Below are 14,039 nucleotides of genomic sequence, written 5' to 3'. Positions count from 1 at the left end.
GATGGCGCTGCTCGAGGTCCGCGACCTGAGTGTCACCTACAGCCCGCGCGACTCCGCCGCGGTCCGGGCGGTGGACCGGGTCAGCTTCGACGTGCACGAGGGCGAGTTCGTCGGTCTGCTCGGCGAGTCCGGCTGCGGCAAGTCGACGCTTGGCACCGCCGTACTGCGGCTGCTGGACAGACCGGCCGCGATCACCGGCGGCTCGATCAGGTTCGACGGGCGGAACGTGACCACGACGCCCGAGGACGAGCTGCGATCACTGCGCTGGGTCGACCTGTCCACGGTGTTCCAGTCGAGCATGAACTCGCTCAACCCGGTGATCACCGTCCGGCACCAGTTCGCCGACACGTTCGAGGCCCATCCCGATGCCTTCGGCAACAAGCAGGGCAAGGGCCTGGACATCGGCGCGCGGGCCGGCGAGCTGCTGGAGCTGGTGGCGCTCGACCGGTCCGTGCTGCGCCGGTACCCGCACGAGCTCTCGGGCGGGATGAAGCAGCGGGTCGCGCTCGCCCTGGCGCTCGCGCTCGAACCCCGGCTCGTGCTGCTCGACGAGCCGACCACCGGCCTCGACGTCGTGGTGCAGCGCGACATCCTGGACCGGTTGCGCGAGCTGCAGGCGCGGCTCGGGTTCGCCGTGCTGTTCATCAGCCACGACCTCGGCACGGTGATGGAACTGGCCGACCGGGTGATGGTGATGTACGCCGGGGAGATCGTCGAGGACCAGCCGGCCGCCGAGATGGTCACGCGTCACCTGCACCCGTACAGCGCCGGCCTGCTCGGCTCGTACGCCGACCCGAGGGACGAAGTCGTCAAGGTCGAGTTCATCCCGGGCCGGCCGCCGGACCTGTCGCAGCCGCAGCAGGGCTGCCGGTTCGAGCCACGCTGCCCGGTGGCGGTGGACACCTGCCGGACCGTGCATCCGGAGCTGCTGCCCGCGCACCTGGGTGAGGTCCGGTGTCTGCTGGTCGAGCAGGCGACCGACCCCCGCGCCGTACTGGACAAGGCCGCCGCCCTGCGCAGTCGCGATCAGGTCTTTGCGGCCGGCGCCGAGGCGAGGATCGCCGCGGAGCCGGTGCTCGTGATGGACGGTGTCCGCAAGGTCTACAAGACCAGGCGCGGGCTGAGCCCGACCGTGACCACAGCCGTCGACGGCGTCTCGTTCGCGCTGCGGCCGGGACAGGTCACCGCGCTGGTCGGTCAAAGCGGTTCCGGCAAGACCACCATCGCCCGCCTCCTCACCGGTGTGGAGCGTCCGACGTCCGGAACGATCCGGTTCAAGGACACGGCGGTCGATCAGCTGGGACGGCGCGCGCTACGGAAGTACCGGCGGCACGTGCAGCTGGTCTTCCAGGATCCGTTCTCCGCGCTCAACCCGACCCGGACAGTGGCTTACGCACTCAGCCGGCCGTTGCGCAACCACCTCGGCATGAACGCCGCACAAGCCCGGACACGGGCGGCCGAACTGCTCGAAACGGTCGGGCTGAGTCCGGCCGAGCAGTACCTCGACAAGCTGCCGCACCAGCTGTCCGGCGGACAGCGTCAGCGGGTGGTCATCGCGCGGGCGCTGGCGCCCGAACCCGAACTGCTGGTCGCGGACGAACCGATCTCGATGCTGGACGTGTCCATCCGGGCCGAGATCGTCGCACTGCTCGACAAGCTGGTCCGCGACCGCGGAATCGCCATGCTGTACATCACCCACGACCTGCTCAGCGCGCGGCTGCTCGCCGACGAGGTGATGGTGCTGAACCATGGTGTGATGGTCGAGCGGGGCCCGACCCTCGAGGTGATCGGTCAGGCGAAGGACCCGTACACCCGCACGCTGCTGGCGGCCATCCCCCGCCCGGGCGCACGGCAACTCACCTGACCGCGCGCCGGCGCCGGGCTCACGCTTTGCGGTACTCCCGCGGCGAGACGCCGAAGTGGGCCCGGAACCGGCGCGACAGGTGGAACTCGTCGGCGAACCCGAGCGTCCGGGCGATCTCCCGGTGGGTCAGGTCGGTCAGCCGCAGCAGCGTGGCCGCCGCCTGCAGCCGGCGCCCGGTCCGGAACGCGGCCGGCGTCTGGCCGACCTGGGCCGCGAACCGGCGCCGGAACGTGTCGTAGCTCAAGCCCGCCCCGGCCGCCACGGCCCCCAGGTCGGCGCTCGCCGTCAGGTCGTCGGCGAGCCGGCCCATCGCGTCCATGATCTCGGTGGTCACCTCGGGACTGTCCACGATGTCGTCGGTGTCGATCAGCCAGTCGGCCAGCGCCAGCAACTGATGCTCGGCGACCCGGCGGGTCCGCGGCGGCGACCGCAGTACGGTGCGCAACACCTCGATCGACGGCAACGGCACCGGGTACCGCGGGCCGGGGTCGCTCAGGTGGGCGAGCGCGTCGAACAGCGGCCCGGTGAAGACCACGAACAGCTCCGTCCACCGCTCCCCCGGATCCGTGCCGTAGGTGTGTGGGAACCCCGGCGGCACGATCGTGTGCGCGCCCGGCGTGATCCGCTCGGCCCGCCCGTCGGCGTCGCGGTAGTTGCCCTCACCATCGATCAGCACCGACAGCACGTACGCGTCCATCACCCGCAGCGCCGGTGACATGATCGGCTCGTCGTCGATCACCTCGCCCGCGAGCACCAGCTGGCCCAGCCGGGTCACGGGCCCGTCGGCGATCGCCACTACGGTCCGCTCGCCCATGCCTGGACACTACCCACAAGGCGCCAGAACGTTCATGTCCGGGCCGAGCGGAGACATTCTCCGGCCGTCGCCGTCGTCCTAGCGTTCCGGTGGTAGCAACACGCCGACCGACCGGAGGACTGCACGATGACACCGACCAGCCTGGTCACGCGCGAGCACCTGGCCCAGTTCCGCGACGAGGGGTACTTCGTGCTGGACCGCGTACTCACCGACGAACAACTCGAGCTGCTGCGCGGCGGAGCGCAGTACTCGATCGACAAGCTGGACGCCGCGATGGACGCGGCCGGCACCGACTCGCTCGGCATCAACCACCGCGGCAAGCGCTACTTCAGCAGCATGATCTACCAGGACCGACCGGAGCTGCGGCAGTTCCTGTTCAGCGACACGATGGCCGAGATCTGCCGGGCGACCCTGGGCGACCAGGCGTACCTGTTCTGGGAGCAGTACGTGATCAAGGCCGGGGACCCGGACACGGCGTTCGCCTGGCACCAGGACTCCGGGTACGTGCACGAGGACCACGAGCCCTACCTCACCTGCTGGATCGCCCTCGACGACGTCACCGAGGAGAACGGCTCGGTCTACCTGCTGCCGTACTCGCGCTCCGGGATCAGGTCGTACGTCAAGCACATCCGGGACCCCGAGCTGAACGACATGGTCTGCTACTTCGGCAGCGATCCCGGCCTCTCGATGACCGCTGCGGCGGGCTCGATCGTGGTCTTCTCCAGCGTCGTCATCCACCGCAGCGGCGCCAACCTGACCGACCGGAATCGGCGGGTGTACATCGCGCAGTACTCCCGGGAGATCATCTCGTCGAAGGACGGAACCACCGCGCACGGATCGTTCGACCCGTTCCTCGACGGCGGCCGGATCGTCGCCGACCGCTGACAGAAGTGGGCCCGGATCGCCTGGCGGTCCGGGCCAGTCCTGAGTCAGTCCCTGGGCGCGTACATGATGACGGCGACGCCGACGAGGCAGGTGGCGGCGCCGAGGAGGTCCCAGCGGTCCGGGCGGAACTTGTCCACGAGCATTCCCCAGGCGAGTGACCCGGCGACGAACACGCCGCCGTACGCGGCCAGGATGCGACCGAAGTGCGGATCCGGCTGGAAGGTCGCCACGAAACCGTACGCACCGAGCGCGATCACGCCACCGGCGATCCACCAGGCGCCGCGGTGCTCGCGCCAGCCCTGCCAGACCAGCCAGGCACCGCCGATCTCCGCGAGCGCCGCCAGCACGAACAGCAGCACCGAGCGCAGGACCGTCACGAGCGCGCGACCAGTTCGGTGAACGGCAAGGGACAGTCCGGATCGCCGGCACAGGTCTCGAGGTCGTCGCAGCCGGCCGCGATCCCGGCACGCAGGCTGCCGGCGATCACGGTCAGGTCGGCGATCTTGGCTTCCACGTCCGCCAGCTTCTGGCGGGCGCGGGCCTGCAGTCCGGCTCCCTCGCCGAGACGATGCCGGTGCCTGGCCGCGTCCAGCAGCTCCGCAACCTCGGTGAGCGTGAACCCGAGCCGCTGGGCGGCCTTGATCACCCGCAACGTGGTGACCGCCTCGTCCGGGTACAGCCGGTGGCCGCCGAGACTCCTCGTCGGTTCCTCGAGCAGTCCGCGACGTTCGTAGTACCGGAGTGTCTGCAGGTTCACGCCCGCGGCGGCAGCGACCTGTCCGGAGCGGAGTCCGTCAGCCATACCGCGCGCTCAGAGCATCCAGTACGTCGACGTGCGCCGGCGGGACCGTGATCCGCAAGCCGAGGTGCTCGCCGTCCGGGGTCAGCTCGAAGCGGAAGAACGAGCAGCACTCGGTCTCCCGCGCGGTGAGGTCGGCCGCCGTGTCGTGCGCCTCGGCGGCCAGCGTCAGGTCCAGCGTGGCCGGATCGACCCGCGTCACCCGCTGGAGGTGCTCAGCGAAGAGCGAGTCGAACTCCGCGACACGGAACGGCTGCTCGGCAGTCGGCAGGGTGCAGGCCTCCGGGGCCCAGTTCGTCATACTCATGCTTCGACGGTAAACCTGTACCCAAGTACCAGATGCAACTGCGGGGCGGGATTCTGGTTGGCGGCCTGGCGGTGGGTCAGAATGGCGGGATGCGACTGCCGATCATGCCGCCGGTGAAACCGATGCTGGCCAAGCCCGTCAAGGAGATCCCCCGCGGTGAGCTCAGCTACGAGCCGAAGTGGGACGGGTTCCGCTCCATCATCTTCCGCGACGGGGACGAGGTGGAGATCGGCAGCCGGAACGAGAAGCCGATGACGCGGTACTTCCCCGAGCTGGTCGAGGCGGTGAAGGCGAACCTGCCGGAACGCTGCGCGGTCGACGGCGAGATCGTCGTCATCGGCGAGTCCGGCGACCGGCTGGACTTCGAGGCGCTGCAGCAGCGGATCCACCCGGCCGCGAGCCGGGTGAACATGCTGGCGGAGAAGACGCCGGCCCGGTTCGTCGCGTTCGACCTGCTGGCGCTCGGCGACGACGACTACACCGAGCGCCCGTTCAGCCAACGTCGGGCCGCCCTCCTCGAGGCGCTCGCCGGCGTCGAGGCGCCGATCCACGTCACCCCGGCGACCACCGACCACACGACCGCCGGGCAGTGGTTCGAGCAGTTCGAGGGCGCGGGCCTGGACGGGCTGATCGCGAAGCCGCTCGACGGCCCGTACCAGCCGGACAAGCGGGTCATGTTCAAGGTCAAACCGGAGCGTACGGCGGACTGCGTGGTCGCCGGCTACCGCGTGCACAAGAGCGGGCCGGACCGGATCGGGTCGCTGCTGCTCGGCCTCTACAACGCGGACGGAACGCTGGCCAGCGTCGGCGTGATCGGCGCGTTCCCGCTCGAGCGGCGCAAGGAGCTGTTCGAGGAGATGCAGCCGCTGGTCACCACGTTCGACGAGCACCCGTGGGCGTGGGCGAAGCAGGAGGAAGGCGTCCGGACCCCGCGCAACGCCGAAGGCAGCCGCTGGCAGGCGGGCAAGGACCTCTCCTTCACTCCCCTGCGCCCTGAGCTGGTCGTCGAGGTCCGCTACGACCACATGGAAGGCGTCCGCTTCCGCCACACCGCCCAGTTCGTTCGCTGGCGCCCCGACCGCACCCCGGAGTCGTGCACCTACGAACAGCTCGAAGAACCCGTCAAGTTCGACCTGGCCGACGTTCTCACCAGCGCCACCAGCTGATGCTCCACCGCCTGGTGCGGGCGGTCGGGACGTGGGCCGGCGAAAAACTGGATCGATACAGTTGACGGTCAAACGGCCCCGGGAGGGGCATCATGGGGGTATACCGACTGGTACGAACCGGAGGTCGCGAGATGTACGACGTCGTACTGCTCGTCGAGCAGGAACTGTCCGAGCCGGACGCCGAGCGCGTCGTCGAACTGCACCAGGACATGCCCGAGCCGGTGAAGTACCACGTGCTCGTGCCCTGCCACAACGCCGAAGCCGGCGTGGAGGCGTCCATCAGCGCGCTCGGTACGGCCGACCTCTACGGACCCGGCCTGGCCACCCAGCGCCAGGACCTGGCCGAGGCCCAGAAGGCGATCGACACCGAGGCGAAGGGCTGCACCGGGCGAAGCGTCCAGCGGCTGCGCGACCTCGGCCAGGACGCCGACGGCGGGATCTCCCACGACCGCCCGATCGACGCCCTGATCGCCACCGTGGACAAGGTGAACGGGCGGGAGGTCATCATCCTCACCCGGCCGCACGTGGTCGCCGAGTTCTTCCACCTCGACTGGACCAACTCGGCCCGCCGCCACCTCGGCGTACCCGTGCTGCACCTGCTGGAGCACGATCCGCAGAAGGCGTCCGCGTCCTGACGTCAGTGCGGTAGCAGAGCCGCGTACGTGACACCCCCGGCGAGGGTGGCGATCAGCAGCGCAAGGGTGGTCCGGAGCGTGTGGTCGCCCACCTTGCCGTAGTGGCGGCCGTCCTCGGAATGGTAGGCGAGCTTGAAGCCCGCGTACCCGGCGGCGAGGACCAGGGCCAGCTTGATCATGGTTGCCTCCACGGGTGCATCACCGTCAAAGTACCCCTACACGCCCGCGGCAGTACCCGATTCGCTGAACTGGGTGCGGTAGAGGTCGGCGTACTCGCCGCCGCGGGCCAGCAACTCCTCGTGCGTGCCGCGTTCGACGATGTTGCCCTGGTCAACGACGAGGATCAGGTCGGCGTCGCGGACCGTGGACAGCCGGTGCGCGATCACCAGCGACGTCCGCCCTTCGAGCGCTGTGTCGAGCGCTCGCTGGACGGCGACCTCGGACTCCGAGTCCAGGTGCGCGGTGGCTTCGTCGAGAACGACGATGCGCGGTGCCTTCAGCAACAACCGGGCGATCGCGAGCCGCTGGCGCTCGCCCCCGGACAGCCGGTGCCCGCGGTCGCCGACCACGGTGTCCAGGCCGTCGGGCAGCGACGACACCAGCTCCCAGATCTGCGCGGACTTCAGCGCCTCGATCATCTCCTCGTCGGTCGCCTCCGGCTTCGCGTAGCCGAGGTTCGCCCGGATGGTGTCGTGGAACATGTGCGCGTCCTGCGTGACGTAGCCGATGGCGTCGTGCAACGACCGCAGCGTCACGTCCCGGACGTCGTTCCCGCCGATCCGGACCGCTCCGCCGGTCACGTCGTACAAGCGGGCGACCAGGTTCGTGATCGTGGTCTTGCCGGCTCCGGACGGACCGACCAGCGCGACCATCTGGCCGGGCCGGACGACGAAGCTGACGTCCCTCAGCACCTGCGCGGACACGCGCTTGTCCAGCACGGCGACGGATTCCAGGCTCGCCAGCGAGACCTGCTCCGCGGTCGGGTAGGAGAACGCCACCTGGTCGAACTCGACACTCGACGCGTCGTCGGGCAGCGGCTCGGCACCGGGCGCGTCCTTGATCATCGGCTCCAGGTCGAGCACCTCGAAGACCCGCTCGAACGACACCAGGGCGGTCATCACGTCCACCCGGATGTTCGACAGGGCGGTCAACGGCCCGTACAGGCGGCCGAGCAGCGCGACCAGGGCGAGCAGGGTCCCGATGGTCAGCGTCTCGCGGACGGCCATGTTGCCGCCGACGCCGTACACCAGGGCCGTCGCCAGCGCGGCGACCAGGGTCAGCGCGGTGAAGAACACCCGCCCGAGCATCGCGATCCGGATGCCGAGGTCGCGGACCCGGCCGGCCCGCTCGCCGAACCCCTGGTTCTCCAGCTCGGGCCGGCCGAACAGCGTGACCAGCAGCGCGCCGCCGACGCTGAAGCGCTCGGTCATCGCGGTCGACATGTCCGCGTTCAGCTGCATCTGCTCGCGCGTCATCGCGGCCAGCCGGCGGCCCAGGATCCGGGCCGGGACCAGGAACACCGGCAGCAGCAGGATCGCCACCACGGTCAGCTGCCAGCTCAGCAGCAGCATCGCGCCGACCACCAGGACCAGGCTGATGATGTTCGAGACGACGCCGGACAGCGTCGACGTGAACGCCTGCTGGGCTCCGATCACGTCGTTGTTCAGCCGGGACACGAGCGCGCCGGTCTGCGTCCGGGTGAAGAACGCGACCGGCATCTGCTGGACGTGCGCGAACACCTTGGTCCGCAGGTCGAAGATCAGTCCCTCACCGATCCGGGCGGAGAACCAGCGCTGCATCAGGCCGAGGCCGGCCTCGACGACGGCGAGCAGGGCGACCACCAGGGCGAGCGCGGTCACCAGGCCGGCGTTGCCCTTGCTGATGCCGTCGTCGACGATCTTCTTGAACAGCAACGGCGAGGCGATCACCAGGAACGCCGAGATCACCACGAGCACGAGGAACAGCGTGATGTGCCAGCGGTAGGGCCGGGCGAACCGGACGATCCGCCGCAGCGTGCCCTTCGCCAGCTTCTGCCCGGCGACGGACGCGTCCTGACGGCGCCAGCCGTAGGCGCCCATGCCGCCGCCCATCCCGCCGCCCATCGGCCGCATCCCTGACATCCGGTGTCCTCCCGTGTCTGCTCGTCACCGTTGACAACACGTACCCACGTCCTGAACTTCCTTCGAGCAACCTATGGTTGCAAATTGGCGATTTGCGCCGTACAGTCATTTGCAACCAAAGGTTGCGGGACAACGAGGGAGACGTGGGATGGGACAGCGCAGCATCGACCGGGAGATTCACATCGACGCCGCACCCGAGGTGGTGTACGAGGTCGTCAGCAAGCCCGAGCACGTGCGCGCGTGGTGGCCGGACGAGGCCGACTACGAGCCGGCTCCCGGTGCGACCGGCACGATCGCGTTCACCAACCGGCCGGACGGCAAGTTCGTGCCGCTCACGGTGATCGAGGCCGATCCGCCGCGGCGGTTCGTCTTCCGGTGGGCGTACGCGCTGGACGAGGTCGCGACCGTGGCCAACTCGCTGCTGGTGACGTTCGACCTGGTGCCGGCCGGGGCGGGCACGCTGCTGCGGTTCTCCGAGACCGGGTTCGACGAGTCGGCGACGCCTGACGAGGTGTACCACGACCACGTCACCGGCTGGGACTACTTCCTCCCCCGGCTCACGCCGTACGTCGACCGGCTGGTGTCGGCGCCGTGAACGTGTCGATCGACGACGACCTCTGGTCGGCCGTCGGCGACCCGACCCGGCGGCGGATGCTCGACCTGCTGCTCGCCGGCAACGGGGGTACGGCGACCAGCCTGAGCGACCAGTTGCCGGTCACCCGGCAGGCTGTCGCCAAACACCTCGGTGTCCTGGACCGGGTCGGTCTGGTGCACGTCACGCCGGCCGGCCGTGAACGCCTCTACACGGTCGACGAAGCCCAACTCGCTCGCGCGGTCGCACAGCTGTCGACCGTCCGCGACGCATGGGACGGCCGGCTGCAGCGGATCAAGCGGATGGCCGAGGCCATCCAGACCCAGACACACGAAAGAGGTAACTGACATGGTCGACATCCTGCACAGGATCGGAGCCACGGCTTCGCGCGACGACGTCTTCCAGGCGTTGAGCACGATCGACGGGCTGGCCGGCTGGTGGACCCAGGACACCACCGGCGACCCCGACGTCGGCGGGGTGATCAAGTTCCGCTTCGCCGGCGCGGGCGGTGAAGGCTTCGACATGAAGGTGCTGGACTCGAAGGCTGGCGAGCTCGTCCGCTGGGAGGTCGTCGACGGGCCGCCCGAGTGGATCGGGACCCACGTCGGGTTCGAGCTCTCCCAGGTGGACGACTGGGCGATCCTGCTCTTCAAGCACGAGGGCTGGAAGGAACCGGTCGAGTTCATGCACCACTGCAGCACCAAGTGGGCCAGCTTCCTGCTGAGCCTGAAGAAGTACGTCGAAACCGGCAAGGGCGACCCGTCGCCGAACGACGTGGAGATCAGCAACTGGCCGTAGGTCAGTCCGCCTGGAACGCGCGGCGGTACGACAGCGGCGACATGTGCACCCGCCGGGTGAAGTGCTGACGCAGGTTGATTCGCAGTGCCGAACCCGCAATGCCGGGCGATGTCCTCGACCGGCAGCGCGGTGGTCTCCAGGAGCTCCTGGGCGTGCCGCACGCGCTGGGTGAGCAGCCACTGCAGCGGTGTCATCCCGGTCTGTTCGCCGAGCCGCCGATTCAGGGTCCGCGGACTGATCGCCGCGTGCCGGGCGATGTCGGCCAGCGTCAGCGGCTCGCCCCACGCGGTCTCGCAGCCAGCGCATCGTCGGCTCGAGCGAACCACTGTCGTCGCCGGGCTCGGTGGAGAATGAACTGCGCCTGGTCGCCGGTGCGCTGGGGCGGGATGACGATGTGGCGGGCGGTCTCGGCGGCGACCGCCGCGCCGAAGTCCTTGCGCACCATGTGGATGCAGAGGTCGAGCCCGGTCGCCGCTCCCGCCGACGTCAGCACATCGCCCTCGTCGACGAACAGCACAGTGGGGGATCGACCTCGACCTGAGGGTAACGCCGGGCCAGAGCTCCGGCTGAGGTCCAGTGCGTGGTCGCGCGCCGCCCGTCGAGCAGCCTCGTCGCGCTCCTGCTCATGGCGCTGCTCGGCGGCTGGCCGACCAGCTCAGCCGAGGCTCGCCAGAAGATCCTTCAGGCGGCGCTCCTGAGCCTCCCGCTCCGCCGTCAGTTGCTCCTCGTAGCTGCGATCCGCGGCACCGAGCAGCAGCGCCTTCGTCTCGCGGACCGCGCCGGCGAGTGGTTGCAGCACCGCGTCGGACAGGTCCTTGACCGTGGCCGCCAGCTCCTCCGCCGGTACGACGATGTTCGCGAGGCCGAGCTCCTTCGCCTCGTCCGCCTCGACCCAGCGGGACGTCGCACAGATCTCGAGCGCCCGCGAGTACCCGACCAACTGGACCAGCGGCTGCGTACCGCCCAGATCCGGCACCAACCCGAGCGCCGGCTCGCGCATGCTGAACCGGGCGTCCGGCGTCACCACCCGAAGGTCGCACGCCAGCGCCAACTGGAACCCGGCGCCCACCGCGTGCCCCTGCACCGCGGCGATACTCACGAACTCCGGCCGCCGCAACCACGAGAACCCCGCCTGGAACACGGCGATCGTGTCGTGCACCTCCGCCGTCGGCTTCGCCCCGAGAGCGAGCAGCGGCTCCTCACCGTCGGCCTGTTCGCCCGTCATCAGCCTGCGGTCGAGACCGGCCGAGAACGACGGCCCCTCCCCCGACACAACCACCACGCGGACCTCGGGCGGCAGCGTCGTACCGAACTCCGCGAGCGCCCGCCACATCGCCGGCGTCTGCGCGTTGCGCACGTCCGGCCGGTCCAGCACGACCCGGGCGACCGGCCCGTCCACCGTCAATCTCACTCCCAGTTCCGTCATGCAACGGAACACTACTTCGGAGTAACTAGGCGAGCGAGACCAGGTCGGCGTACTCGTTCGTCCAGAGGTCCTCGACGCCGTCCGGCAGCAGCAGCACCCGCTCCGGCTCCAGCGCCTCGACCGCGCCCTCGTCGTGCGTGACAAGGACGATCGCGCCGGCGTACGACCGGATCGCGTTCAGCACCTCGGCCCGGGACGCCGGGTCCAGGTTGTTGGTCGGCTCGTCGAGCAGCAGGACGTTCGCGGCCGAAACGACCAGGGTCGCCAGCGCGAGCCGCGTCTTCTCACCGCCGGACAGCACCCGGGCGGGCTTGTCGGCGTCGTCCCCGGTGAACAGGAACGAGCCGAGCACGCTGCGCGCCTGTGTCTCGTTCAGGTCCGGTGCCGCGGTCTTCATGTTCTCCAGCACCGTCCGGTTGACGTCCAGGGTCTCGTGCTCCTGCGCGTAGTACCCGAGTTTCAGGCCGTGGCCGTCGATCACCTCACCGGTGTCCGCCTTCTCGATCCCGCCGAGGATCCGCAACAGCGTGGTCTTGCCGGCGCCGTTCAGCCCGAGCACGACCACCCGGGAGCCGCGGTCGATCGCGAGGTCGACGTCGGTGAAGATCTCCAGCGAGCCGTACGACTTCGACAGCTCCCGGGCCATCAACGGCGTCTTGCCGCACGGCGCCGGCGTCGGGAACGCGATCTTGGCGACCCGGTCGGCCTTGCGCTCGCCCTCGAGCTCGGACATCAGCCGCTCGGCCCGGCGGAGCATCTGCTGAGCAGCGGTCGCCTTGGTCGCCTTGGCACGCATCTTGTTCGCCTGATCGACCAGCTGGCTCGCCTTCTTCTCCGCGTTCGCCCGCTCCCGTTTGCGGCGACGCTCGTCGGTCTCCCGCTGGGTCAGGTACGCCTTCCAGCCGACGTTGTAGACGTCGATCTCGGCCCGGTTCGCGTCCAGGTGGAACACCCGGGTGACCGTCTCCTCGAGCAGGTTCACGTCGTGGCTGATCATGATCACGCCACCGGAGTACGACTTGAGGAAGTCGCGCAGCCAGACGATCGAGTCCGCGTCCAGGTGGTTGGTCGGCTCGTCCAGCAGCAGCGTCTGCGCCTGCGAGAACAGGATCCGGGCCAGCTCGACCCGGCGTCGCTGACCGCCGGACAGCGTGCTCAGCGGTTGTCCCAGCACCCGGTCCGGCAGGCCGAGGTTCGCCGCGATCCGGGCCGCCTCGGCCTCGGCGGCGTACCCGCCGGCCGCGTGCAGGTCCGCCTCGGCGCGCTCGTACCGCCGCATGCCCTTCGCCCGGGTCTTCTCGTCCGCGCTGGCCATCGACTTCTCCGCACCGCGCATCCGCCGGACGACCTCGTCCAGGCCGCGGGCGGACAGGATCCGGTCGCGGGCGAGTACTTCGAGATCGCCGGTGCGCGGGTCCTGCGGGAGGTAGCCGATCTCGCCCGAGGAGTTGACCGAGCCGCTGGCCGGCAGGCCCTCACCGGCCAGGATCTTGGTCAGCGTCGTCTTGCCGGCACCGTTCCGGCCGACCAGCCCCACCTTGTCGCCCGGCCCGACCCGGAACGAGGCGGGAGCGAGCAACTGCCGGGCGCCCACGCGGACCTCGAGGTTGGAGACAGTGATCATCGCGGTGGCAGACGTCCTAAATCGAGGGGTCGGTCGGTAGCGGGTCGGCGGCGCTGCGTCACGACACGGCAGAATCCCCCGCACTCAGGTCTAGTCTAGGTGCTGTGAAATTCAACCCGGACGCGGATCTCGACACCAGCGGTGTCGAGGACACCCGCGGTAGTGGCGGAGGCGGCGGCGGCCTGCTGCCCGGCGGCACGATCCCGATCGGCGGCGGAATCGGCGGCATCATCCTGCTCGTCGTCATCCTCCTCCTGAACGGCGGCCTGCCGGGCGGAAGCGGCACCGAGGAACCGGCCGCCCGGAACACGGCGCCGGGCAACCTGGCCTCCTGCGAGACGGGCAGGGACATCCAGACGAACAACGACTGCCGGTTCGTCTTCTACCAGAACTCGATCGAGCGCTTCTGGGCCGCCGAGCTCCCGCGCCGCGGCAAGAAGTACACCCGCGCACCGATGCGGGTGTTCAGCGGCTCGGTGAACACCGCGTGCGGACCGGCGACCAGCGCGGTCGGGCCGTTCTACTGCCCACCGGACAAGCGCGTCTACCTGGACCTCGGCTTCTTCGAGACGCTGCAGACCGACCTGGGCGCGCGCGGCGGCGACTTCGCCGAGGCGTACGTGGTGGCGCACGAGTACGGCCACCACATCCAGAATCTCTACGGCATCCTCGGCCGGATCAAGACCCGCAACGGCCCGAGCTCGGACGCCGTGCGGTCGGAACTGCAGGCCGACTGCCTCGCCGGCATCTGGACGAATCACGCGACCACGGTTCCCGACCAGACCGGCAAGCCGTTCATCGAGGGCCTCACCGAGGACGACATCGCCCGCGGGCTGGACGCGGCCGCGGCCGTCGGTGACGACCGCATCCAGGAGAAGACCCAGGGCCAGGTCAACCCGGAGAGCTTCAGCCACGGCACTGCCGAGCAGCGGATGAAGTGGTTCAGGACCGGCATGGACTCCGGCGACATGACCGCCTGCGACACCTGGTCCGCCAACTCCCTCTAGCC

Annotated in this window: 17 protein-coding genes and 1 pseudogene; 8 read left to right on the top strand and 10 right to left on the bottom strand. The window is 69.7% G+C overall.

What is annotated here, in order from left to right; genetic code table 11:
* Position 1: 1 nt before the first annotated feature.
* Positions 2-1,864, top strand: coding sequence for an ABC transporter ATP-binding protein (locus E1218_RS20540; protein WP_132322540.1), 1,863 nt, complete (start codon positions 2-4; stop codon positions 1,862-1,864).
* 19 nt (positions 1,865-1,883) lie between these two features.
* Here E1218_RS20540 and E1218_RS20535 read toward each other — a convergent pair whose 3' ends face one another.
* Positions 1,884-2,678 (bottom strand): helix-turn-helix transcriptional regulator, encoded by a 795-nt coding sequence (locus E1218_RS20535; protein WP_132322538.1) that lies wholly within the window; start codon positions 2,676-2,678, stop codon positions 1,884-1,886.
* A 126-nt stretch (positions 2,679-2,804) separates the two neighbouring features.
* On the opposite strand from E1218_RS20535, the gene E1218_RS20530 reads away from it, so the two are divergent.
* A complete protein-coding gene (locus E1218_RS20530) occupies positions 2,805-3,563 on the top strand; it encodes a phytanoyl-CoA dioxygenase family protein (protein WP_132322536.1) in 759 nt (252 codons plus the stop codon).
* 44 nt (positions 3,564-3,607) lie between these two features.
* On the opposite strand, the gene E1218_RS20525 is transcribed toward E1218_RS20530, so the two are convergent.
* From E1218_RS20525 to E1218_RS20515, 3 genes are read right to left on the bottom strand one after another with little or no spacing between them, the layout of a single operon-like run.
* Positions 3,608-3,940 carry a YnfA family protein gene (locus E1218_RS20525; protein WP_132322534.1) on the bottom strand — a complete coding sequence of 111 codons (333 nt, stop codon included), beginning with the start codon at positions 3,938-3,940 and terminating at the stop codon, positions 3,608-3,610.
* Positions 3,937-4,365 (bottom strand): MerR family transcriptional regulator, encoded by a 429-nt coding sequence (locus E1218_RS20520; RefSeq protein WP_132322532.1) that lies wholly within the window; start codon positions 4,363-4,365, stop codon positions 3,937-3,939. The genes E1218_RS20525 and E1218_RS20520 overlap by 4 nt, the downstream gene beginning before the upstream one ends.
* Positions 4,358-4,669 (bottom strand): hypothetical protein, encoded by a 312-nt coding sequence (locus tag E1218_RS20515; protein ID WP_132322530.1) that lies wholly within the window; start codon positions 4,667-4,669, stop codon positions 4,358-4,360. The genes E1218_RS20520 and E1218_RS20515 overlap by 8 nt, the downstream gene beginning before the upstream one ends.
* Positions 4,670-4,758: 89 nt before the next feature.
* Between E1218_RS20515 and E1218_RS20510 the strand changes: the two genes are divergently transcribed.
* A complete protein-coding gene (locus tag E1218_RS20510; protein ID WP_132322528.1) occupies positions 4,759-5,835 on the top strand; it encodes an ATP-dependent DNA ligase in 1,077 nt (358 codons plus the stop codon).
* A gap of 92 nt (positions 5,836-5,927) precedes the next feature.
* A complete protein-coding gene (locus E1218_RS20505; RefSeq protein WP_233712347.1) occupies positions 5,928-6,470 on the top strand; it encodes a hypothetical protein in 543 nt (180 codons plus the stop codon).
* A gap of 2 nt (positions 6,471-6,472) precedes the next feature.
* Here the strand turns inward: E1218_RS20505 and E1218_RS36180 are convergent, their stop codons facing one another.
* Together E1218_RS36180 and E1218_RS20500 are read right to left on the bottom strand one after the other, a co-directional pair.
* A complete protein-coding gene (locus E1218_RS36180; protein ID WP_165949353.1) occupies positions 6,473-6,649 on the bottom strand; it encodes a hypothetical protein in 177 nt (58 codons plus the stop codon).
* A gap of 36 nt (positions 6,650-6,685) precedes the next feature.
* Positions 6,686-8,590, bottom strand: a complete 1,905-nt coding sequence (locus E1218_RS20500; RefSeq protein WP_165949352.1) for an ABC transporter ATP-binding protein — start codon at positions 8,588-8,590, stop codon at positions 6,686-6,688.
* Between the two features lie 148 nt (positions 8,591-8,738).
* Here E1218_RS20500 and E1218_RS20495 point away from each other — a divergent pair, with 148 nt between their 5' ends.
* Genes E1218_RS20495 through E1218_RS20485 form a run of 3 tightly spaced genes read left to right on the top strand, consistent with a single transcriptional unit; the run spans position 8,739 to position 9,980 of the window.
* Positions 8,739-9,185 carry an SRPBCC domain-containing protein gene (locus tag E1218_RS20495; protein WP_132322526.1) on the top strand — a complete coding sequence of 149 codons (447 nt, stop codon included), beginning with the start codon at positions 8,739-8,741 and terminating at the stop codon, positions 9,183-9,185.
* Positions 9,182-9,529 carry an ArsR/SmtB family transcription factor gene (locus E1218_RS20490; protein ID WP_132322524.1) on the top strand — a complete coding sequence of 116 codons (348 nt, stop codon included), beginning with the start codon at positions 9,182-9,184 and terminating at the stop codon, positions 9,527-9,529. The genes E1218_RS20495 and E1218_RS20490 overlap by 4 nt, the downstream gene beginning before the upstream one ends.
* 1 nt (position 9,530) lies before the next feature.
* Positions 9,531-9,980 carry an SRPBCC family protein gene (locus E1218_RS20485; RefSeq protein WP_132322522.1) on the top strand — a complete coding sequence of 150 codons (450 nt, stop codon included), beginning with the start codon at positions 9,531-9,533 and terminating at the stop codon, positions 9,978-9,980.
* Between the two features lie 140 nt (positions 9,981-10,120).
* Here E1218_RS20485 and E1218_RS37355 read toward each other — a convergent pair.
* The 4 genes and pseudogenes from E1218_RS37355 to E1218_RS20470 form a co-directional block, all read right to left on the bottom strand.
* A pseudogene (locus E1218_RS37355) lies at positions 10,121-10,306 on the bottom strand (AraC family transcriptional regulator); the annotation flags it as partial.
* A complete protein-coding gene (locus E1218_RS37350) occupies positions 10,249-10,497 on the bottom strand; it encodes a hypothetical protein (protein WP_233712346.1) in 249 nt (82 codons plus the stop codon). The gene E1218_RS37350 and the pseudogene E1218_RS37355, both read right to left, overlap by 58 nt.
* A gap of 138 nt (positions 10,498-10,635) precedes the next feature.
* The gene (locus tag E1218_RS20475; RefSeq protein ID WP_132322520.1) at positions 10,636-11,406 is read right to left on the bottom strand and encodes an enoyl-CoA hydratase/isomerase family protein; all 771 of its coding nucleotides are present in this window, start codon (positions 11,404-11,406) and stop codon (positions 10,636-10,638) included.
* Positions 11,407-11,431: 25 nt separating this feature from the next.
* Positions 11,432-13,030: an ABC-F family ATP-binding cassette domain-containing protein gene (locus tag E1218_RS20470; protein ID WP_132322518.1), complete on the bottom strand. Its 1,599-nt coding sequence runs from the start codon at positions 13,028-13,030 to the stop codon at positions 11,432-11,434.
* A 104-nt stretch (positions 13,031-13,134) separates the two neighbouring features.
* Here E1218_RS20470 and ypfJ point away from each other — a divergent pair, with 104 nt between their 5' ends.
* The gene (ypfJ, locus tag E1218_RS20465; protein ID WP_132322516.1) at positions 13,135-14,037 is read left to right on the top strand and encodes a KPN_02809 family neutral zinc metallopeptidase; all 903 of its coding nucleotides are present in this window, start codon (positions 13,135-13,137) and stop codon (positions 14,035-14,037) included.
* The last annotated feature ends 2 nt before the right edge of the window (positions 14,038-14,039 follow it).

Source organism: Kribbella turkmenica, assembly GCF_004348725.1.
GTDB classification, from domain to species: domain Bacteria; phylum Actinomycetota; class Actinomycetes; order Propionibacteriales; family Kribbellaceae; genus Kribbella; species Kribbella turkmenica.
The sequence above is the reverse complement of the archived record's forward strand: the minus strand, read 5'-3'. Positions and strand labels throughout refer to the sequence as shown.

What these genes read in the sequence shown, in the direction of transcription:
- E1218_RS20540 (WP_132322540.1), top strand. Translation starts at nt 2, where the DNA reads ATGGCGCTGCTCGAGGTCCGCGACCTGAGTGTCACCTACAGCCCGCGC.
- E1218_RS20535 (WP_132322538.1), bottom strand. Translation starts at nt 2,678, where the DNA reads ATGGGCGAGCGGACCGTAGTGGCGATCGCCGACGGGCCCGTGACCCGG.
- E1218_RS20530 (WP_132322536.1), top strand. Translation starts at nt 2,805, where the DNA reads ATGACACCGACCAGCCTGGTCACGCGCGAGCACCTGGCCCAGTTCCGC.
- E1218_RS20520 (WP_132322532.1), bottom strand. Translation starts at nt 4,365, where the DNA reads ATGGCTGACGGACTCCGCTCCGGACAGGTCGCTGCCGCCGCGGGCGTG.
- E1218_RS20515 (WP_132322530.1), bottom strand. Translation starts at nt 4,669, where the DNA reads ATGAGTATGACGAACTGGGCCCCGGAGGCCTGCACCCTGCCGACTGCC.
- E1218_RS20510 (WP_132322528.1), top strand. Translation starts at nt 4,759, where the DNA reads ATGCGACTGCCGATCATGCCGCCGGTGAAACCGATGCTGGCCAAGCCC.
- E1218_RS20505 (WP_233712347.1), top strand. Translation starts at nt 5,928, where the DNA reads ATGGGGGTATACCGACTGGTACGAACCGGAGGTCGCGAGATGTACGAC.
- E1218_RS36180 (WP_165949353.1), bottom strand. Translation starts at nt 6,649, where the DNA reads ATGATCAAGCTGGCCCTGGTCCTCGCCGCCGGGTACGCGGGCTTCAAG.
- E1218_RS20500 (WP_165949352.1), bottom strand. Translation starts at nt 8,590, where the DNA reads ATGTCAGGGATGCGGCCGATGGGCGGCGGGATGGGCGGCGGCATGGGC.
- E1218_RS20495 (WP_132322526.1), top strand. Translation starts at nt 8,739, where the DNA reads ATGGGACAGCGCAGCATCGACCGGGAGATTCACATCGACGCCGCACCC.
- E1218_RS20485 (WP_132322522.1), top strand. Translation starts at nt 9,531, where the DNA reads ATGGTCGACATCCTGCACAGGATCGGAGCCACGGCTTCGCGCGACGAC.
- E1218_RS20475 (WP_132322520.1), bottom strand. Translation starts at nt 11,406, where the DNA reads ATGACGGAACTGGGAGTGAGATTGACGGTGGACGGGCCGGTCGCCCGG.
- E1218_RS20470 (WP_132322518.1), bottom strand. Translation starts at nt 13,030, where the DNA reads ATGATCACTGTCTCCAACCTCGAGGTCCGCGTGGGCGCCCGGCAGTTG.